This window comes from Streptomyces sp. NPDC030814 (genome assembly GCF_055572155.1).
This window is the reverse complement of sequence record NZ_JBVIDX010000010.1, coordinates 56,175-73,939: the sequence shown is the minus strand read 5'-3', so window position 1 is coordinate 73,939 and position 17,765 is coordinate 56,175. Positions and strand designations below refer to the sequence as shown.

Annotated in this window: 16 protein-coding genes and 1 pseudogene; 10 read left to right on the top strand and 7 right to left on the bottom strand. The window is 71.5% G+C overall.

From position 1 onward, the window contains the following. Nucleotides 1-31: 31 nt before the first annotated feature. Nucleotides 32-964, bottom strand: coding sequence for a DMT family transporter (locus ACZ43N_RS21930; protein ID WP_468099596.1), 933 nt, complete (start codon nucleotides 962-964; stop codon nucleotides 32-34). Here ACZ43N_RS21930 and ACZ43N_RS21925 point away from each other — a divergent pair. The 3 genes from ACZ43N_RS21925 to ACZ43N_RS21915 all read left to right on the top strand — a co-directional run bounded on the left by ACZ43N_RS21925 (nucleotide 963) and on the right by ACZ43N_RS21915 (nucleotide 3,712). Continuing rightward, nucleotides 963-2,453: an aminotransferase-like domain-containing protein gene (locus ACZ43N_RS21925; protein ID WP_468099594.1), complete on the top strand. Its 1,491-nt coding sequence runs from the start codon at nucleotides 963-965 to the stop codon at nucleotides 2,451-2,453. The two genes, ACZ43N_RS21930 and ACZ43N_RS21925, sit on opposite strands and share 2 nt — an antisense overlap. 17 nt (nucleotides 2,454-2,470) lie before the next feature. Then, nucleotides 2,471-2,908, top strand: coding sequence for a GNAT family N-acetyltransferase (locus tag ACZ43N_RS21920; protein WP_468099592.1), 438 nt, complete (start codon nucleotides 2,471-2,473; stop codon nucleotides 2,906-2,908). A gap of 231 nt (nucleotides 2,909-3,139) precedes the next feature. Then, nucleotides 3,140-3,712, top strand: a complete 573-nt coding sequence (locus ACZ43N_RS21915) for a histidine phosphatase family protein (RefSeq protein ID WP_468099591.1) — start codon at nucleotides 3,140-3,142, stop codon at nucleotides 3,710-3,712. A gap of 22 nt (nucleotides 3,713-3,734) precedes the next feature. On the opposite strand, the gene ACZ43N_RS21910 is transcribed toward ACZ43N_RS21915, so the two are convergent. Next, complete coding sequence (locus tag ACZ43N_RS21910) at nucleotides 3,735-4,226, bottom strand: DUF6314 family protein (RefSeq protein WP_468099589.1); 492 nt, start codon at nucleotides 4,224-4,226, stop codon at nucleotides 3,735-3,737. Between the two features lie 144 nt (nucleotides 4,227-4,370). Here ACZ43N_RS21910 and ACZ43N_RS21905 point away from each other — a divergent pair, with 144 nt between their 5' ends. Beyond that, nucleotides 4,371-6,857, top strand: a complete 2,487-nt coding sequence (locus ACZ43N_RS21905; protein WP_468099587.1) for an alpha-L-arabinofuranosidase C-terminal domain-containing protein — start codon at nucleotides 4,371-4,373, stop codon at nucleotides 6,855-6,857. Between the two features lie 155 nt (nucleotides 6,858-7,012). Here ACZ43N_RS21905 and ACZ43N_RS21900 read toward each other — a convergent pair whose 3' ends face one another. Next, nucleotides 7,013-7,795 (bottom strand): LysR substrate-binding domain-containing protein, encoded by a 783-nt coding sequence (locus tag ACZ43N_RS21900; protein WP_468099585.1) that lies wholly within the window; start codon nucleotides 7,793-7,795, stop codon nucleotides 7,013-7,015. Between the two features lie 84 nt (nucleotides 7,796-7,879). On the opposite strand from ACZ43N_RS21900, the gene ACZ43N_RS21895 reads away from it, so the two are divergent. After that, nucleotides 7,880-8,290, top strand: a complete 411-nt coding sequence (locus ACZ43N_RS21895) for a DUF5997 family protein (RefSeq protein WP_468099584.1) — start codon at nucleotides 7,880-7,882, stop codon at nucleotides 8,288-8,290. A gap of 57 nt (nucleotides 8,291-8,347) precedes the next feature. On the opposite strand, the gene ACZ43N_RS21890 is transcribed toward ACZ43N_RS21895, so the two are convergent. Further along, nucleotides 8,348-9,145, bottom strand: coding sequence for a hypothetical protein (locus ACZ43N_RS21890; RefSeq protein WP_468099582.1), 798 nt, complete (start codon nucleotides 9,143-9,145; stop codon nucleotides 8,348-8,350). Nucleotides 9,146-9,248: 103 nt separating this feature from the next. Here ACZ43N_RS21890 and ACZ43N_RS21885 point away from each other — a divergent pair, with 103 nt between their 5' ends. Next, the gene (locus tag ACZ43N_RS21885; RefSeq protein ID WP_468099580.1) at nucleotides 9,249-11,285 is read left to right on the top strand and encodes a hypothetical protein; all 2,037 of its coding nucleotides are present in this window, start codon (nucleotides 9,249-9,251) and stop codon (nucleotides 11,283-11,285) included. Between the two features lie 289 nt (nucleotides 11,286-11,574). On the opposite strand, the pseudogene ACZ43N_RS21880 reads toward ACZ43N_RS21885, so the two are convergent. The 3 genes and pseudogenes from ACZ43N_RS21880 to ACZ43N_RS21870 all read right to left on the bottom strand — a co-directional run bounded on the left by ACZ43N_RS21880 (nucleotide 11,575) and on the right by ACZ43N_RS21870 (nucleotide 12,969). Beyond that, nucleotides 11,575-11,838: pseudogene (locus ACZ43N_RS21880) on the bottom strand (DUF5958 family protein). A gap of 232 nt (nucleotides 11,839-12,070) precedes the next feature. After that, nucleotides 12,071-12,523 (bottom strand): hypothetical protein, encoded by a 453-nt coding sequence (locus ACZ43N_RS21875; protein WP_468099579.1) that lies wholly within the window; start codon nucleotides 12,521-12,523, stop codon nucleotides 12,071-12,073. A 128-nt stretch (nucleotides 12,524-12,651) separates the two neighbouring features. Continuing rightward, nucleotides 12,652-12,969 carry a hypothetical protein gene (locus tag ACZ43N_RS21870; protein WP_468099577.1) on the bottom strand — a complete coding sequence of 106 codons (318 nt, stop codon included), beginning with the start codon at nucleotides 12,967-12,969 and terminating at the stop codon, nucleotides 12,652-12,654. Nucleotides 12,970-13,474: 505 nt separating this feature from the next. Between ACZ43N_RS21870 and argC the strand changes: the two genes are divergently transcribed. The 4 genes from argC to ACZ43N_RS21850 are packed head-to-tail and all read left to right on the top strand — an operon-like array spanning nucleotide 13,475 to nucleotide 17,752. After that, nucleotides 13,475-14,503, top strand: coding sequence for an N-acetyl-gamma-glutamyl-phosphate reductase (gene argC / locus ACZ43N_RS21865; RefSeq protein WP_468099575.1), 1,029 nt, complete (start codon nucleotides 13,475-13,477; stop codon nucleotides 14,501-14,503). Next, the gene (gene argJ, locus ACZ43N_RS21860) at nucleotides 14,500-15,651 is read left to right on the top strand and encodes a bifunctional glutamate N-acetyltransferase/amino-acid acetyltransferase ArgJ (RefSeq protein ID WP_468099573.1); all 1,152 of its coding nucleotides are present in this window, start codon (nucleotides 14,500-14,502) and stop codon (nucleotides 15,649-15,651) included. The genes argC and argJ overlap by 4 nt, the downstream gene beginning before the upstream one ends. Next, nucleotides 15,648-16,559, top strand: coding sequence for an acetylglutamate kinase (gene argB / locus ACZ43N_RS21855; protein WP_468099572.1), 912 nt, complete (start codon nucleotides 15,648-15,650; stop codon nucleotides 16,557-16,559). Before argJ ends, argB begins: the two co-directional genes overlap by 4 nt. Then, complete coding sequence (locus tag ACZ43N_RS21850; RefSeq protein WP_468099571.1) at nucleotides 16,556-17,752, top strand: acetylornithine transaminase; 1,197 nt, start codon at nucleotides 16,556-16,558, stop codon at nucleotides 17,750-17,752. Before argB ends, ACZ43N_RS21850 begins: the two co-directional genes overlap by 4 nt. Nucleotides 17,753-17,765: the final 13 nt, after the last annotated feature.

Here is a 17,765-nt window from a genome sequence, read left to right as displayed (position 1 = left end):
CGGGCCCGCTCGGATCCTGCCCGGACCCCACTCAGCCACGGGCCCGTTGGGTGACGGCGATGCACACCAGCACCGCCGCGGCCGTCAGCGGGGCGGCCACTGTCAGGTGCTCGCCCAGCAGCAGCACCGACCACACCAGTGTGAGCAGCGGCTGGGCCAGCTGCAACTGGCTGGCCCTGGGTATGCCGATGGCCGCCATGCCCCGGTACCAGACGACCAGACCGAGGAACTGGGACCCGGCGGCCACCCACAGCAGCCCCGTCACGCTGTGCGCGGTCAGCTGGACGGGCTCGTACGACAGGGCCAGCAGCGCCCCCGGCACACTGAGCGGCAGGCAGAACACCAGCGCCCAGCCGATGACCTGCCAGCCGGGCATGACCCGGGCCAGCCTGCCGCCCTCGGTGTAGCCGGCCGCACACACCAGGAGGGCGGCGAAGAGGTAGAGGTCGGCGGTGCCGAGGGCGCCGCCGCTCTGCGCCACCGTGAACGCGAGGACGGCGGCGGCTCCGGCGAGCGCGGCGCACCAGAAGGTGCGCGAGGGCCGGGAGCCCGTCCGCAGCGCCGAGAGCAGCGCCGTGGTCAGCGGGAGCAGCCCGACGACCACGGCGGCGTGCGCGGTGGTCGAGGTCTCCAGGGCGAGCGTGGTGAGGAGCGGGAAGCCGACGACCACTCCCGCGGCGACCACCGCCAGACCCGCCCGGTGCCGACGGCCGGGCAGCGGCACCCTCAGGGCCAGCAGACAGCCGCCCGCGATGACGGCGGCGAGGACACTGCGCACGGCGACGAGGGACCAGGGGCCGAAGCCCTCCAGACCCCAGGCGGTGGCCGGGAAGGTGAGGGAGAAGGCGACCACCCCGAGGGCCGCCTGAAGGGTGCCGCCGCTGCTCCGGGGACGGTGGGCCTCGGCCGGGCCGGTGCCGACCGCTACTGTACGTCGGCCGATAGCGCTACTCTGTACTCTCATGCAAGAGCGTAGCAGTGTCGCAGAACTGGCGGAACAGCTCCGAAAGGAGCTCGACCGCTACTCGCCTGGTGGAAAGCTGCCGTCGAGTCGGGCGCTCGTCGACCGCTTCCGGGTGAGCCCGGTGACCGTCTCACGGGCCCTGGCCCAGCTGGCCGCAGAGGGCCTCGTGGTGACCAGGCCCGGCGCGGGCGCGTTCCGGGCGCGGCCGCGCGAGACCGCGGCGGCCGCGGGGGACACCTCCTGGCAGGAGGTCGCGCTGAGCGCGGACGGCACCGCCGAGCCGACACCACGCACGGTCGACGCCTCGGGCGTTCTGGTCTCGCTCGCCTCCCCGCCGCCCGGAGTGATCGAGTTCAACGGTGGTTATCTGCACCCGGCGCTGCAACCGGAACAGGCCATGGGTGCCGCCCTGTCGAGGGCCGGGCGGCGCCCCGGTGTCTGGGCGCGGCCCCCGGTCGAGGGCGTCCCGGAACTACGCGAGTGGTTCGCGCGGAGCATCGGCGGCGCCATCACGGCGGCCGAGGTGATCGTGGCGGCGGGCGGCCAGTCCGCGCTGACCACGGCCCTGCGCGCGCTGGCGTCGCCCGGCGCTCCGGTGCTGGTCGAGTCGCCCACGTATCCCGGCATGCTGGCCATCGCCCGGGCCGCCGGTCTGCGGCCCGTCCCGGTGCCGGTGGACCCGGACGGGGTGCGGCCGGCCCTCCTCGCCGACGCGTTCAAGGCGTCCGGCGCCCGGGTCTTCGTCTGCCAGCCGCTCTTCCAGAACCCCACCGGGGCCGCGCTGTCCGTCGAGCGGCGAGGCGAGGTGCTGCGGATCGCGCGCGAGGCGGGGGCCTTCGTCATCGAGGACGACTTCGTCCGCCGACTCGTCCACGAGGACGCGGGGCCGTTGCCGCCCCCGCTGGTCGCCGACGACCCGGACGGCGTCGTCGTGCACGTGTCCTCACTGACCAAGGCGACCTCGCCCAGCTTCCGGGTGGGCGCGCTGGCCGCCCGCGGACCGGTCCTGGAACGGCTGCGGGCCATTCAGGTCGTCGATACCTTCTTCGTGCCGCGCCCCCTCCAGGAGGCCGCCCTCGAACTCGTCGGCTCACCTGCCTGGCCCCGGCATCTGCGTTCGGTGTCAAGGGAATTGAAGAACCGTCGGGACGCGATGACCTCCGCCCTTCGACTGCACCTCCCCGAACTGGCCCTGCCCCACATCCCCTCCGGCGGCTACCATCTGTGGCTCCGCCTGCCCGACGGCACCGGGGGCACCGGAGGCAGTGCGGTCACCGCCCAGGCGTTCGGCTCCGGTGGAGAGTCCGCCCTGGTCGCCGCCGCCCTCCGCGCGGGTGTCGCCGTCACCCCCGGCCGTCCCTACTTCAGTGCCGAACCCCCGGCCGCACACCTGAGGTTGAGCTTCGCCGGTGTCAGCGGCACTGGGGAGATCGTCGAGGGTGTACGGCGGCTGCGGGCGGCGGTAAACGGTTCGACAGCGAGGCTCTGACCTGCGAACGTCCGGCCATGACCGACGAGTTCACTTTGCCCGAGGGCTACGAGATCTCCACCGACGCGACCCGTCTGGACGTCCAGCGCGTCCACCGCTGGTTGTCCGGCGACGCGTACTGGGCCCTCGGCCGGCCCCGTGAGAAGCAGGAACGCGCGATCGCCGGATCACTCAACTTCGGTGTCTACGAGACGACTTCCGGCGAGCAGATGGCGTACGCGCGGGTGGTGACCGACAGGACGACGTTCGCCTGGCTCTGCGACGTGTATGTCGATCCGGCCCTGCGCGGCAAGGGAATCGGCACGGCACTGGTGGGTGCCGTGCGCGCCCACCTCGAACCGCTCGGGCTGCGCCGCGTCCTGCTCGCCACCCAGGACGCGCACGGTGTCTACGAGCAGCTCGGCTTCCAGCCACTCGCGGACCCGGACCGGTGGATGGCGCTCGTGTTCGAGTGAGGCGGCGGGCGGTCGCCGGGGGAGGGGTGCGGGTGGTCGCCGGGGAGGTGTGCGGGCGGGCCGCCGGTCAAGGTGCGGACGGTCGGGCAGACGGGCGGCGGGTCGCCCTCGCGGGGGGCCGGACGGTCACCAGGCAGGCCGCGGCGCGTGCCCTGCGACTGCTCGGGGGCCTCTCGTAACCTATGGGTAACACCTCTTGACCTGCCCAGTTCCGGCCACCACGATCGCCGCATGCATCTTCGGGTCACGTTCGTCGCCGCCGCGCGCTGCTCCTCGCTGCTCGCTGAGCGTTTCGAGGACGACCGGCCGCTGGACCAGGCCGGCTGGGACGAGGTGCAGCGCGCCGCCCACGAGCTGGTGCCGTTGGCGGCGGCCGAGCTGCGCTACTGCTCACCGACGCCCCGCAGCCGGGCCACCGGCGACGCCCTCGGGTACGCGCCGCTGGTCCAGCCCGCGCTGCGCGACTGTGACATGGGCCGCTGGCGTGGCTTCACGCTCGGTGAGGCCATGGCGCGGGAGCCCTCGGCGGTGGATGCCTGGCTCGCCGACCCCCGCTCCACCCCGCACGGCGGCGAGTCCCTCATGGCCTTCATCTCCCGCATAGGGGGCTGGCTCGACACCCGGCCGAAGGACGACGGCGGCCGAATCGTCGCCGTGGCCGAGCCCTCCGTGCTCCGTGCCGCCCTGGTCTACGCGCTCAAGGCGCCGCCGTCGACGTACTGGCACATGGACGTCCGTCCCCTGTCGACGCTCACCGTCGCGGGGCAGCCGGGCCGCTGGAACCTGCGGCTGGGCGCCGCCTAGGCGGACCGCCCCGCGGGGCGGGTCACGCCCGGCCGTCAGGCCGGTGGCCGGCGCCGCCGTCCGGCTCGGCGTCCCGGGTGCGTGTGTAGTCGGTGACCAGGAGCTGCTCCTTCGTGGGGCCGCCGACGCGCCAGGTCGTCCGCCAGTGGTCCTCGTCGTACACCTCGAACTCGCCCCGGTAGAGATCGGCGGCGCAGGGGTGGTCCGTCCGCCAGCGGCCCGACGTCAGGTCCAGGTCGTGGAAGGGGCGGCCGTCGGCGAAGCGGACGTCCGCCGTGCCGGGGGTGGGGCCCGGCAGGAAGCACAGCGTGCGTTCGGCGGGGCGCGCGACGCCCTGCCAGACGAAGATCCCGGCCTCGCGGTGGAGCAGGCCGCCGTCGCGCAGCGGGCCGAAAACCGTCGTCCCGGAGAACTCTCCCGTCGCACCGCTCGCCAGATCCCGCACCGAACGCGTGACCCGCCAGCTCCCGGACAGATAGCCCAGCACATCGGGCACTGGCCGGAACTCGCCCATGCCGGGCCTCCCTTGAGTCACATAGGTGGCCGCACGCCCCATTGACGCCTCCAGACCCCCTCCCTATCTTGCCGTTCGATGTGCTGATCATTGTCTGATATTTCGAACAACTCCATGACCCCCACCAAGAGCCGCGGAGTATCCATGTCACGCAGCACCCGCACCCGTTGGAGACTCGGTCTCACCGCCACCGCCTTCCTGGTGGCGGCCGCCTCGCTTCCGGCCCCCGCCCACGCCGAGGACGTCACCGACTACACGATCACCGTCGACCCCGGTGCCAAGGGCGCCAGGATCGACGACACGATGTACGGCGTCTTCTTCGAGGACATCAACCGGGCCGCCGACGGCGGTCTCTACGCCGAACTCGTCCAGAACCGGTCCTTCGAGTACTCCACCGCCGACAACCGCGCGTACACCTCTCTCACCTCCTGGACCGCCGACGGCGCGGCGCAGACACTGAACGACAGCGGCCGGCTCGACGACCGCAACCGCACCTACCTCTCCCTGGGCGCCGGTTCGGCCGTCACGAACTCCGGCTACAACACCGGCATCCGCGTCGAGAAGGGCAAGAAGTACGACTTCTCGGTGTGGGCACGAGCCGAGAGCGGTACGACCCTGACCGTCACCCTGAAGGACGCAGACGGCACACTGGCGAAGGCCCGCCGGGTGGCCGTCGCGACCGGCGGCTGGGCCAAGTACCGGGGCGTCCTCAAGGCGACCCGCACCAGCTCCGACGGCCGCCTCGCCGTCGCCACCTCCAGGGCTGCCGCCCTCGACGAGGTGTCCCTCTTCCCCCGCGACACGTACAGGGGCCGCAGGAACGGTCTGCGCAAGGACCTCGCCGAGAAGATCGCCGCCCTGAAGCCGGGCTTCCTCCGCTTCCCCGGCGGCTGCCTCGTCAACACCGGCTCCATGAAGGACTACAGCGAGGCCTCGAACTGGGAGCGCACACGCGCGTACCAGTGGAAGGACACCATCGGCCCGGTCGAGCGGCGTGCCACCAACGCCAACTTCTGGGGCTACAACCAGTCCTACGGCCTCGGCTACTACGAGTACTTCCAGTTCGCCGAGGACATCGGCGCGATGCCGCTGCCCGTCGTGCCCGCCCTCGTCACCGGCTGCGGCCAGAACAAGGCCACCGACGACGAGGCCCTGCTCCAGCGGCACATCCAGGACACGCTCGACCTGATCGAGTTCGCCAACGGGCCCGCGACCAGCGAATGGGGCCGGGTGCGGGCACGGATGGGCCACCCGAAGCCCTTCCACCTCACCCACCTCGGCGTCGGCAACGAGGAGAACCTGCCGAACGAGTTCTTCGCCCGGTTCCAGAAGTTCCGGGCCGCCATCGAGGCGAAGTACCCCGAGATCAAGGTCGTGTCCAACTCCGGCCCCGACGACGCGGGCAGCACCTTCGACACCGCATGGAAACTGAACCGCGAGGCGAACGTCGACATGGTCGACGAGCACTACTACAACAGCCCCCAGTGGTTCCTCCAGAACAACGACCGCTACGACTCCTACGACCGGAAGGGCCCGAGGGTCTTCCTCGGTGAGTACGCCTCCTGGGGCAACGCCTTCAAGAACGCCCTCGCGGAGGCCGCGTTCATGACCGGCCTGGAGCGCAACGCCGACGTCGTCAAGCTGGCCTCCTACGCGCCGCTCCTCGCCAACGAGGACTATGTGCAGTGGAGCCCCGACATGATCTGGTTCAACAACCACGCGTCCTGGGGCTCGGCCAACTACGAGATGCAGAAGCTGTTCATGAACAACGTCGGGGACCGTGTCGTCCCCTCGACGGCCACCGGCACCCCGGCGGTGAGCGGCCCCATCTCGGGAGCCGTGGGCCTGTCCACCTGGGCCACGACCGCCGCGTACGACGATGTGCTGGTCACGGGCGCCGACGGGGCGACCCTCCTCAGCGACGACTTCAGCGGGGACGCCTCGCAGTGGACCCACACCGGTCGCGGCAGCTGGTCCGTGCAGGACGGGCAGTATGTGCAGACCGACGAGGCCGCCGAGAACACCATGGTCTCGGCCGGTGACCCCTCCTGGCACGACTACGACCTGAAGGTGAGAGCCACGAAGAAGTCCGGCAAGGAGGGCTTCCTCGTCGCCTTCGGCGTCAAGGACACCGGCAACTACTACTGGTGGAACCTCGGCGGCTGGAACAACACGACCAGCGCGGTCGAGCAGGCCGTGGACGGCGGCAAGTCGTCGCTGATCTCCAAGCCGGGGACGATCGAGACGGGCCGCACGTACGACATCGAGGTCAAGGTGCGGGGCCGCAAGGTGACCCTGCTGCTCGACGGCCAGGAGTGGGGCAGCTTCACCGACGACAAGCCGGCGGAGCCGTTCCGGCAGGTGGTGACGCGGGACGCCAGGACCGGTGACCTGATCGTCAAGGTCGTCAACGCGCAGCCGGTCGCGGCGCGTACGGCCGTCGACCTCGGGGGCGCGAAGGTACGGGGCACGGCGCGGGTGACCACGCTCGCGGCGGCGCCGGATGCCGTGAACACGGAGACGGCCACGCCGGTCGCGCCGGTGACGTCGACGTTCCGTGGGGTGGCGAGGAAGTTCGGCTACACGTTTCCGGCGAACTCGGTGACGTTCCTGCGGATCAAGAAGCGGTGAGGTGAGGCAGGGGCAAGGGCAGCCGGGCGTTGCGCTTCGGCTGCCGGTGTGGGGAGCTGGTCGCGCGGTTCCCCACGCCCCTTCATGGGCCTGCGGCCCACTTCGAGGGGCGCGGTCTCTTCTCGGAGACCGCGGTCCCTTCGAGGGCTGAGGGCTCACGAGCGGCGGCGGGGCTTTCCCGTTCTGCCGCCGCTCTTCGCGTTCCTGGTGCCGCCGGAGCCGGTTCGGGGGGTGCGGGCGGCCGGCTTTCCGCTGGAGGACTGGCGGCGGGTGCCGGCGGTGGGCTGACGCTTGGGCTTCGGCTGCTGCTTCTCCTCGGGCGGCTTGGGGCGGCCCCGGGAACTGTTGACCGTGCGGCCACGGACGATGCCGATGAAGTCCTCGACCATGTCGGTGGTCGCGTCCTGCGGCCAGGACAGGGCGACCCTGGACTCGGGGGCGTCGGTCAACGGGCGGTACGTGAGGTCCTTGCGGTGGTGGAGGCGGGCCAGCGACTGGGGGACGACGAGGAGTCCGATGCCGGCCGCCACCAGCTCGATCGCGTCCGCCGTGGTGGCGGGGCGCTCGAACGCCGGCTGCCCCGGCGGGCGCTCCCAGCCGAGGGTGTCGTCGAGGGGGTGCAGCACCACCTCGTCCACCAGGTCTCCGGTGGACACCTGGTCGACGGCCGCGACCACATGGTCCTTCGGGACCACGACCACCGTGGTCTCGGTGTAGAGAGGGATCGCGCTGAGATCGGTCCCGTCCACCGGCAGCCGGACGAAACCGGCGTCCGCGGCGCCGCCGCGCAGCGCACCGAGCGCCTCGGCGGCGGACACCTGGACGAGGGTGAGGGGGATGTCGGGCAACCGCTCGTTCCAGATCCGCACCCACTTCGTGGGCGTCACTCCCGGGACGTACGCGAGCCGGAACGAGGGCGATGCTTCCGAGCCTGTCACACGACCAGGCTATCGGGCGCCGCCGTCGCCTCCGCTCTCCGGGCGTGGTCAGCGGTGGCGCACATGCTCGATACCCTGGACACCATGACGTCGCACCAGACCGCACCCCAGACCATGAAGCCCGCTACCGCGGCGAAGAAGCTGGGTGTGTACCTCGAAGCCACCCCCGCGGAGTTCCGGGAGGGCGTCGTCTCGCGCGCCGAACTGAACGCGCTCCAGGCAGACCCGCCGGCCTGGCTGCAGGAGCTGCGCCGCAGCGGCCCGCACCCCCGCCCGGTCGTCGCCGCCAAGCTGGGCGTCTCGATCGCGGGGCTGGCCCGTGGTGGTGTCACCGAGGCCCTCACCACCGAGCAGATCGAGGCGCTGAAGGACGAGAACCCCGAGTGGCTCCAGCGGGAGCGCGCCACGCAGGCCGAGGTCCGCAAGGAAGGCGCCCGCATCAAGAAGCGGAACGCGGAGCGGGCTGCGGAACGGCCCGGGGGACACCAGGCCTGACCGGGCGGCCCCCACGGCAGGAAGCGGGCGCCCTCGGGCGCTGCGGAAGGGTCGCCCTCAGAGCGTGAGCACCGGCCGTACGGTGAAGTCCTCGAAGAGATCCTCGCCGTCCTCCCCGTACACGAACTCGGCCATTGACGGGTTGATGCTCGCCGTGGCCAGGGGCAGCCAGCCGAGCAGGGCGCCGTAGCCACCGCACACGGACTCGCCGCCGTCGCCGCCGCGCACCACCGAGGGGTCGCTCGTCAGCTCCGTCGTGTACGTGTCGTACGCGATGCGCAGGCCGAAGGCGTTCGGTTGCTGCTGGGGGCCGGTGGGGTCGTCGTACGGGACACGGTCGAGAGGGCAGTCGTCGCCCCAGCGGAAGAGGGTCCCGGCGCCCGCCCCGCAGGCGTGCTCCCACTCGTCCGAGGTCGGCATGCGCAGACCGCGGGCCGCGAGGACGGCCGGCGTCTCGGCGGGCGGCTCCGTCAGGTGTTCGCCCTCCACCGCCATGAGCACGGTGGCCAGCACGACGTCACGGCGTGGGCTGAGCACCTGAGCGAGATGCTTCCGCAGGTCGGTGTCGTACCCGTACCCCTGGGCCGCGCTCCGGGCGTAGTCCGCGGACTGCTCGGGCGTCGGCCGCCAAGCGGCGGCGTCGAAGCCGAGCGTGACCCGGCCGCCCGGTATCAGGGCGAACTCCTGCCCGCCCCGCTCGATCAGCACACGGTGCAGCGGAGCACCGAGATGCTCGACAGTGTCGACGCGGACCACCCGACCTCCCACCTGGGCGGCGGCGTCCTGGGCGACCTGCTGCGCGGTGGCCGGCGCGAAGGAGCGCCATACGTCGAGAGTGAGACCGGCGAGAGACATGCGACGCAGTGTGACACGGGGGTCTGACAACGCCCCGGCGTGTGACGGCGACCGCGATCGCCGATCGGAAAATCTCTCGGCGGCGGCCACCCTCGGTGACAGGATGACCGCCGGGATACGGACGGACACGGGTCACGGGGTCATGGGGGCGCGAGTGGCGGGCTTCGCGGTGGAGGCGTTGGACGACGTGCCGTGGGAGCGGCTGGAGCCGGTGCTCGAACGGCGTCCGGCGGCGGGGACGCGTGGGGCCCTGCGGGCGCTCGCGATGAAGGGCGAGGCAGCGACCGAGGAGGACTGCTACCCGCTGTACGACTGCCTCGCGCTCGAGACCGGACGCCTCTCCCCCCTCGGTACCGCCGCACTCCCGTTCGTCGCCGCCCTCGCCGGCGATCCGGCCTGCGGAGCCCGGCGCACGCTCGTCGAGCTTCTGGGGAGCCTCGCGCGGACGGTCGCCGAAGCCGCGCCGGGCCAGGTGGACGAGGCATGGCGGCGGCAGCGTCCCGCGTTCCTGGCGCTGCTGACGGACCCCGACCCCGAGATACGTCGGGAGGCCCTGCCCCTCGCACAGGACGTCGGCCCGCTGCTCGACCGCTGGCGGACCGAGACCGACCCGACGGTGCGGCCGGCCGTCCTGCTGGAACTGGGGACCGCCGCCGGTGCCGCCGGCCCGGAGGCCGCGGACCGGGTACGGGCGGTGGTGGCCGAGGTGCTGCGGACCGACGACCCCGTCCTGCGGGTCGCGGCCGTGCACGCCTGGGCCGCGTTCGATCCCGAGGCGCCGGTCCGGGAACGGGACCTGCTGACGGAGATCCTCACCGACCCGGCGGTGCGACCGCAGTTCGAGGCGGCCTGGTACGTCCCCGACATCGAGACGGCCTTCACCCGCGAGGACGTCGTCTCCTGGACGGTCGGCCTCTTCGCCCCCGTACCGCCGACGATGCTCGACTTCGTCCTCGGGCTCATCGAGGCGGCCCGCCGGAACGGGGACGCCCCGCTGTGCCGCGTCGCGCTCAACGAGGCGTGGCGGCTGCTGGTCCTCCGGCCGTCCGTGGCCGAGCGACTGCTGCCGTACGCCGGCGCGCTGCTCGCCGACCGGGACGACGGCGTCCGCTACCGGGCTGCCCACCTCCTCGCGGTGCTCGGCCCCCGCGCGGCCCCCTACGCCGACGACCTCGCCGCCCTCCTCGACAACCGGGGCGAGGACGAGGACGACTTCCTGGAGGGCACCGTCGGCGACCACGCCCGCTGGGCGCTGACCCGCATCGGCGACCCGCGCGCCCTGCCGGGCCTGATCGAGCGCCTGTTCGCCCCTTACGAAGGCCGGAATGGGCGCTCCTACTGTTCGGGCGATCCACGTCTGCCGGAGGTCGAGGACGTCCTGACCCCGCTGGCGCCGCACGCGCAGACCCTGGTGCCGGACATCCGCGCACGGCTCCGGAAGGATGGCAAGGGCGGCGGGCTGACCCGCTGTCTGCTCGGCGTCCTCACCGCGTGGGGTGAGGCGTCTGCGCCCGCCCTGCCGGAGGTGGTGGCGCTGCTGGACGACGCCCGGTACTCGCTGGACGCGATCGACGCGCTGGTGGCGATGGGACCGGCCGCGGCGTCCGCCGCATCCGCTGTGCGCCGGGCCACCGTCCCCGATCACCCCGGCAGCCACCGGAAGGTGGCGTGGGCCGCCTCGGTCCTCGACGGTGACGGCGCGTCGGCGCTGCGGCTCGTCGGCGAGAGCATGGTGACCGACAAGCAGCCCTTCCACGGTCCCGTCCACCTCATCGGTCACTTCGGCCCGGCTGCCGCGCCCTACGCCGACCGGGTACGACAGCTCATGGAGCGCGGCGACGGCTGGCTGCGGCTGAACTCCGCGGTCGCGCTCGCGTCGATCACGGGCGAGCCGGAGCCGAGTGTGTCCGTCCTCGGGGAGTATCTCCGGCCGCTGGCCGACGGCGACGACTCCTACGGCTACTTCGTCGACGCGCTGCGGGCCCTCGTCCGTATCGGCGCGGTCACTTCGGAGACCCGGGCGGTCCTGTGCCGGTCGCGGGATTCCGACCGGCGGCTCGCACCGCACGGGGACTACCGGACGATCCTGTTCGACGAGGAGATGCGATCGCTGATCGACGCCGTCCTCGCCCTGCCGTGACGACGGGGCGACCCGGCAGCGCGGTCAGGACGCCGCCTCGCCCCAGCGAGCCGGTGTGCCGCTCCCGTCGCCGTAGGCGAGGTGTGCGGATGCCCGATCACAGGCCCCCAGCAGCCGTGTCCGTACTCCCACGGCGTCTCCCCGTCGCGGCCCACGGCACGTACCGCCCGCTGCCCCGAGAACACCGCCGGCGAGGCAAGTCGGGACCGAAGGCGGGATGCACGTGACCTTCACGTGAGTTGGCCGAGCTGCCGCGAAAGTGACTCAATGCTGCTGCCGGTCCGTCGGGCTACGTACGCCTGATACGGGAGCCCAGCCGGGCGCTGATGCCGACGGAGGGACAGTCAGCGGCGGACGGTTTGTGCCACCAGTGACTGCACCCGTTCGAGCAGTTGCGTTCGCGGCGTCGTCCGTCGGCGATCGCGAGCACCGCGACCAGCAGTCGGAAGGCCGTTCGGCGTTCGTTGCGGGGGGCGAGAGCGGCGGACTTCTACAGTTGATGGTTGATCCGGCCACGTGTGATCAGCACCGCTGGCGTGTGCGTCGGGCGCAGACCGGCACGGCGGATGCCCTCACGTCCGTCCTCGGCGACGGTGCGTGCCTGGGCTCAGTGGTGGCGCAGAAACAGCAGGGCCTCGGACTGCTCCTCGGGGTCGAGTGCGTCGAACCACTTCGATGCCCTGGGACATCGGGCGGTGCCCCTGGGAAGGTTCGTTGAGTATGACGTCGCGTCCGGTCACGCCTGTCTCCCGTCGGGAAAGCGGCGCTTCGCCGCGAAGTCGAGGTCAGTGGAACCATGCGACGAGTCGCACATGGTCCGCTCCATGGAGTTCGCCGAGTGTCCGCATCACGTTCCAGACCGGCCCCCAGTCGCTTCCGTCTCCGGCGACCGATTCTCGGCTTCGCGTGCCGGAGATGTCTGTTTCCTGCCAGTCGATCGAGGCGAGTTCGGCCCACGTGATCCATGTCGTGCCGTGGGTGTCAGGAGATCCGCCATACGCGGCGTACTCGGTCCGGAGCCCCTCGGACGCGTCGCTCGGAAAGCCGCGGCTTTCGGCCAGAGGGCGGAAGCCGAAGTGGTTCCGGATGCCGAAGAGGCAGGCGAGGGCGTCGTAGGCGTTGCCGTTGTTGAGTAAAAAGAGGTCGATGGTGGCGTGCCACACCGAGTCCTCGTCGTCGGGGCCCCAGAGGCGGGCACCTGGCCGACACTCGATCAACCCGCTGACTTCGGTAGACATGCAGGCATGCTGCCCGCACGGCCCGTGAGTCGGCACCTGCTTTTCCTCCGACCCGCCTCACCAGACGCGCAGGTGCCAACTGCAGCGCTCAGCGTGATGTGGTCTGGATGGGGCGGTGGGGTGCTGGGTTATCCGCCATCGCGTGCGAGGGCCTCATGGGCTGAGGCCCAGATGCGTTCGAACTCGACCGCTTTGATTTCAGTTGCGGACTGGGTGTCCTGCCAGCCGTCCAGGCTGCCTTTGGCAAGGATGCCGTGCTTGTGCTCGTAGACGGCCATCGCTGTCTGGTCATGCTGGTCGCGGAGGTCCAGGACCCCGCTCAGGGTGGCTGCGGTGACGGGCTGCAGGGTGGGGCCCTGCAGGTCGACGTGACGCAGTGCCCGGTTCTCGTTGTCGAGTTCGAAGCAGGACCAGGTGTCGAGCTCGTCATTGTAGGAGTGATCCATCGGGTGGCTGATGTGGGCACTCCCTGGGGGCGGCAGGTCGGGGGACGACTGCGGCGGGGGTCAGAGGTGCTCCTGAGCACCTGAATGCGGCAGATCACCTCCGCCCCGGACCTCTTCCGCGCTGTCGTCCACCGCCGGGCCCATCCGGCCCCGTCTCCAACCGCCCGAAGGCCCCCGGGGCGGTGCTGTAGGGCGCGACGAGATCGTCCAGAGTGCACGTGTGTGTCACACCGGCCGGGACCCGGCCGGCGGTGTCCGGACCGATACCTCCATGCCCGCAGCACAGCCCGCCGCACCGGCCTCGGGCACCGGTTTCCGCGAAGACTCCCCATGTGAGAGACCAGCCCGCTACCCTGCCCGCCAGCTCAAGCGCACAGGCCCGCCAAGTCAACGACTCAGTCGCCAGGTGAAGCGCTCAGTCTCAACGGGGCGGCGCCGAACTGGACCGTCATTGCATAAACGTGCAGCGAAACGTATAGTCATGCCATCCAGGAGGAGGGTTTCCATGGCGGTACGTGCAGCGGTGGCGGGAGCGAGCGGTTATGCGGGCGGCGAAGTGCTGCGCCTGCTGCTCGCGCACCCCGAGGTCGAGATCGGCGCCCTGACCGGCAACTCGAACGCGGGCCAGCGCCTCGGCGCCCTCCAGCCGCACCTGCTCCCGCTGGCCGACCGGGTCCTGACGGAGACCACGGCCGAGGTCCTCACCGGGCACGACGTCGTGTTCCTTGCGCTGCCGCACGGGCAGTCCGCCGCAGTGGCCGAGCAGCTCGGCCCGGACGTGCTCGTCATCGACATGGGCGCCGACTTCCGGCTGCAGGACGCGGCCGACTGGGAGAAGTTCTACGGCTCCCCGCACGCCGGGACCTGGCCCTACGGCCTCCCCGAACTGCCGGGCGCCCGCGCCGCGCTGGAGGGGTCCAAGCGCATCGCGGTGCCCGGTTGCTACCCCACGGCCGCGACCCTGGCCCTCTTCCCCGCGTATGCGGCGGGCCTGGTCGAGAACGAGGCCGTGATCGTGGCCGCGTCCGGCACGTCCGGCGCGGGCAAGGCCCCCAAGCCGCACCTGCTCGGCAGCGAGGTCATGGGGTCGATGAGCCCCTACGGCGTCGGCGGCGGCCACCGGCACACCCCCGAGATGATCCAGAACCTCGGCGGGGTCGCCGGCGAGCCGGTCTCCGTGTCCTTCACCCCGACCCTCGCACCCATGCCCCGCGGCATCCTCGCCACGTGCAGCGCCAAGGCCAGGCCGGGCGTCACCGCCGAGGCCGTGCGCGCCGCGTACGAGAAGGCCTTCGCCGACGAGCCCTTCGTCCACCTCCTCCCCGAGGGACAGTGGCCCGCCACGGCGTCGGTCCACGGCTCCAACGCCGTGGCGGTGCAGGTCGCGTACGACGAGGCGGCGGGCCGCGTCATCGCGATCAGCGCCATCGACAACCTCACCAAGGGCACCGCGGGCGGTGCCGTCCAGAGCATGAACATCGCCCTCGGGCTCCCCGAGTCCACCGGGCTGACGACGATCGGAGTGGCGCCGTGAGCGTGACGGCAGCACAGGGATTCACGGCGGCGGGCATTGCCGCCGGGATCAAGGAGAACGGCAACCCGGACCTGGCCCTCGTGGTCAACAACGGGCCCCGCCTCGCCGCCGCGGGCGTCTTCACCTCCAACCGGGTCAAGGCCGCGCCGGTGCTCTGGTCCGAGCAGGTCCTCAAGGGCGGCCAGGTCTCGGCCGTCGTCCTCAACTCCGGCGGTGCCAACGCCTGTACGGGGCCCAAGGGCTTCCAGGACACGCACGCGACCGCCGAGAAGGTGGCCGACGTCCTCGGTCTGAACGCCGCCGAGGTGGCCGTCGCCTCCACCGGCCTCATCGGCGTACTGCTCCCCATGGACAAGCTGCTCCCCGGTGTCGACACGGCAGCCGCCCAGCTGTCCGAGCACGGCGGCGAGAAGGCCGCCATCGCCATCAAGACCACCGACACCGTGCACAAGACGGCCGTCGCCCGGGGCGAGGGCTGGACCGTCGGCGGCATGGCCAAGGGCGCGGGCATGCTCGCCCCCGGCCTCGCCACGATGCTCGTCGTCCTCACCACCGACGCCGACGTCGACGCCGGGACCCTCGACAAGGCCCTCCGGGCGGCCACCAGGGTCACCTTCGACCGGGTCGACTCCGACGGCTGCATGTCCACCAACGACACCGTCCTGCTGCTCGCCTCCGGCGCCTCCGGGATCACCCCGGAGTACGCCGAGTTCGCCGAAGCCGTGCGCACCGTCTGCGACGACCTCGGACAGCAGCTCATCCGGGACGCCGAGGGCGCCAGCAAGGACATCAAGGTCGAGGTGATCAACGCCGCGACCGAGGACGACGCCGTCGAGGTGGGCCGCTCCATCGCCCGCAACAACCTCCTCAAGTGCGCCATCCACGGCGAGGACCCCAACTGGGGCCGTGTGCTGTCCGCGATCGGCACCACTAAGGCCGCGTTCGAGCCGGACCGGCTGAACGTCGCCATCAACGGCGTCTGGGTCTGCAAGAACGGCGGCGTCGGCGAGGACCGCGACAACGTCGACATGCGCTACCGCGAGGTGCACATCGTCGCCGACCTCGCCGCCGGGTCCGAGACCGCCACCGTCTGGACCAACGACCTCACCGCCGACTACGTCCACGAGAACAGCGCCTACTCCTCATGAGCACCACGCGGAAGCACACCGCCCTCCCCAAGGCCCAGATCCTCATCGAGGCGCTGCCCTGGCTGACCCGCCACAACGGCAAGACGATCGTCATCAAGTTCGGCGGCAACGCCATGATCGACGAGGAGCTGAAGGCCGCCTTCGCCCAGGACGTCGTCTTCCTGCGGCACGCCGGCCTCAACGTCGTCGTCGTGCACGGCGGCGGCCCGCAGATCAGCGCAGCCCTCGACAGGCACGGCATCGTCAGCGAGTTCAAGGCCGGTCTGCGCGTCACCACCGAGGACGCCATGGACGTCGTCCGCATGGTGCTCGCCGGACAGGTGCAGCGCGAACTGGTCGGCCTGCTCAACCAGCACGGACCGCTCGCCGTCGGACTGACCGGCGAGGACGCGCACACCATCACCGCCACCAAGCACCAGCCGGAGATCGACGGCGAACTCGTCGACATCGGTCGGGTGGGCGAGATCACCGACATCGACACGGGCGCGATCGAGGCCCTGCTCGCCGACGGCCGCATCCCGGTCGTCTCGTCGATCGCCCGGAGCGAGGACGACGGACATGTCTACAACGTCAATGCTGATACGGCGGCTGCGGCACTCGCTGCTGCTCTGGGCGCCGAGACCCTCATGGTCCTCACCGACGTCGAGGGTCTCTACGAGGACTGGCCGAACAGCGACGAGGTGATCAGCCGCCTCACCGCTTCCCAGCTGGAGAAGCTCCTGCCGGAGTTGTCCTCCGGCATGGTGCCGAAGATGGAGGGCTGTCTGCACGCCGTACGGGGCGGCGTCAACACCGCCCGCGTCATCGACGGCCGGGTCCAGCACTCGATCCTGCTGGAGATCTTCACCGACGAGGGCATCGGCACGATGGTCGTGCCCGACGCCGTGACCGAGGGGGACGCCGAATGACCGGGACCGCGAGCAACGAAGAGCTGACCCGGCGGTGGCAGGGCTCGCTCATGAACAACTACGGCACCCCGAGGCTGCCCCTCGTCCGCGGTGAGGGCAGCAGGCTGTGGGACGCCGACGGCAAGGAGTACCTGGACTTCGTCGGCGGCATCGCGGTCAACGCCCTCGGCCACGCCCACCCCGCGATCGTCGACGCCGTCAGCAGGCAGATCGCCTCCCTCGGCCATGTCTCCAACCTGTTCGTCGCCGAGCCGCCCGTCGCGCTCGCCGAGCGGCTCCTGGAGCACTTCGGCCGGGACGGCAAGGTCTTCTTCTGCAACTCCGGCGCCGAGGCCAACGAGGGCGCCTTCAAGATCGGCCGGCTGACGGGGCGCACCCACATGGTCGCCACCACGGGCGGCTTCCACGGCCGGACCATGGGCGCCCTCGCCCTCACCGGCCAGCCCGGCAAGCAGACCGGCTTCCACCCGCTGCCCGGCGACGTCACCCACGTCCCCTACGGCGACGCCAAGGCCCTGGCCGCCGCGGTCACCGAGGAGACGGCACTCGTCATCATCGAGCCGATCCAGGGGGAGAACGGCGTGGTCGTCCCGCCCCCCGGCTACCTGAAGGCCGCCAGGGCGATCACCGCGGCCACCGGGTCCCTGCTGGTCCTCGACGAGGTGCAGACCGGCATCGGCCGGACCGGGCACTGGTTCGAGTACCAGGCCCACGAAGGCGTCCTGCCGGACGTCGTCACCCTCGCCAAGGGCCTCGGCGGCGGACTCCCGCTGGGCGCGACCGTCGCCTTCGGCCGGGCCGCGGAGTTCTGGCAGCCCGGTCACCACGGAACCACCTTCGGCGGGAACCCCGTCGCGTGCGCCGCCGGACTCGCCGTCCTGGAGACCATCCGCGCCGAGGGCCTGCTGGAGAACGTCAAGCGGCAGAGCGAGCGGCTGCGGGAGGGAATCGAGTCCCTCGGCCACCCGTTGATCGCCCATGTCCGTGGTGCGGGTCTCCTGCTGGGTATCGTGCTCACCGAGCCGCTCGCGCCCCAGGCGCAACAGGCGGCTCAGGACGCCGGTCTCCTGGTGAACGCGCCCGCCCCCGATGTCGTACGGCTCATGCCGGCGCTCAACATCGGCGACGCCGAGGTGGACGCCTTCCTCCGGGTGCTGCCCGGTGTCCTGGACGTGGCCAAGGGGGACGGATGATCCGGGGAATGGG

Bases quoted from the DNA above. Each gene is read 5' to 3' on its own strand.
- ACZ43N_RS21850 (WP_468099571.1), top strand. From the start codon at position 16,556: ATGACCGGGACCGCGAGCAACGAAGAGCTGACCCGGCGGTGGCAGGGC.
- ACZ43N_RS21915 (WP_468099591.1), top strand. From the start codon at position 3,140: ATGCATCTTCGGGTCACGTTCGTCGCCGCCGCGCGCTGCTCCTCGCTG.
- ACZ43N_RS21920 (WP_468099592.1), top strand. From the start codon at position 2,471: ATGACCGACGAGTTCACTTTGCCCGAGGGCTACGAGATCTCCACCGAC.
- argC (WP_468099575.1), top strand. From the start codon at position 13,475: ATGGCGGTACGTGCAGCGGTGGCGGGAGCGAGCGGTTATGCGGGCGGC.
- ACZ43N_RS21895 (WP_468099584.1), top strand. From the start codon at position 7,880: ATGACGTCGCACCAGACCGCACCCCAGACCATGAAGCCCGCTACCGCG.
- ACZ43N_RS21925 (WP_468099594.1), top strand. From the start codon at position 963: ATGCAAGAGCGTAGCAGTGTCGCAGAACTGGCGGAACAGCTCCGAAAG.
- ACZ43N_RS21910 (WP_468099589.1), bottom strand. From the start codon at position 4,226: ATGGGCGAGTTCCGGCCAGTGCCCGATGTGCTGGGCTATCTGTCCGGG.
- ACZ43N_RS21930 (WP_468099596.1), bottom strand. From the start codon at position 964: ATGAGAGTACAGAGTAGCGCTATCGGCCGACGTACAGTAGCGGTCGGC.
- ACZ43N_RS21870 (WP_468099577.1), bottom strand. From the start codon at position 12,969: ATGGATCACTCCTACAATGACGAGCTCGACACCTGGTCCTGCTTCGAA.
- argB (WP_468099572.1), top strand. From the start codon at position 15,648: ATGAGCACCACGCGGAAGCACACCGCCCTCCCCAAGGCCCAGATCCTC.
- ACZ43N_RS21905 (WP_468099587.1), top strand. From the start codon at position 4,371: ATGTCACGCAGCACCCGCACCCGTTGGAGACTCGGTCTCACCGCCACC.
- ACZ43N_RS21890 (WP_468099582.1), bottom strand. From the start codon at position 9,145: ATGTCTCTCGCCGGTCTCACTCTCGACGTATGGCGCTCCTTCGCGCCG.
- ACZ43N_RS21875 (WP_468099579.1), bottom strand. From the start codon at position 12,523: ATGTCTACCGAAGTCAGCGGGTTGATCGAGTGTCGGCCAGGTGCCCGC.
- ACZ43N_RS21885 (WP_468099580.1), top strand. From the start codon at position 9,249: ATGACCGCCGGGATACGGACGGACACGGGTCACGGGGTCATGGGGGCG.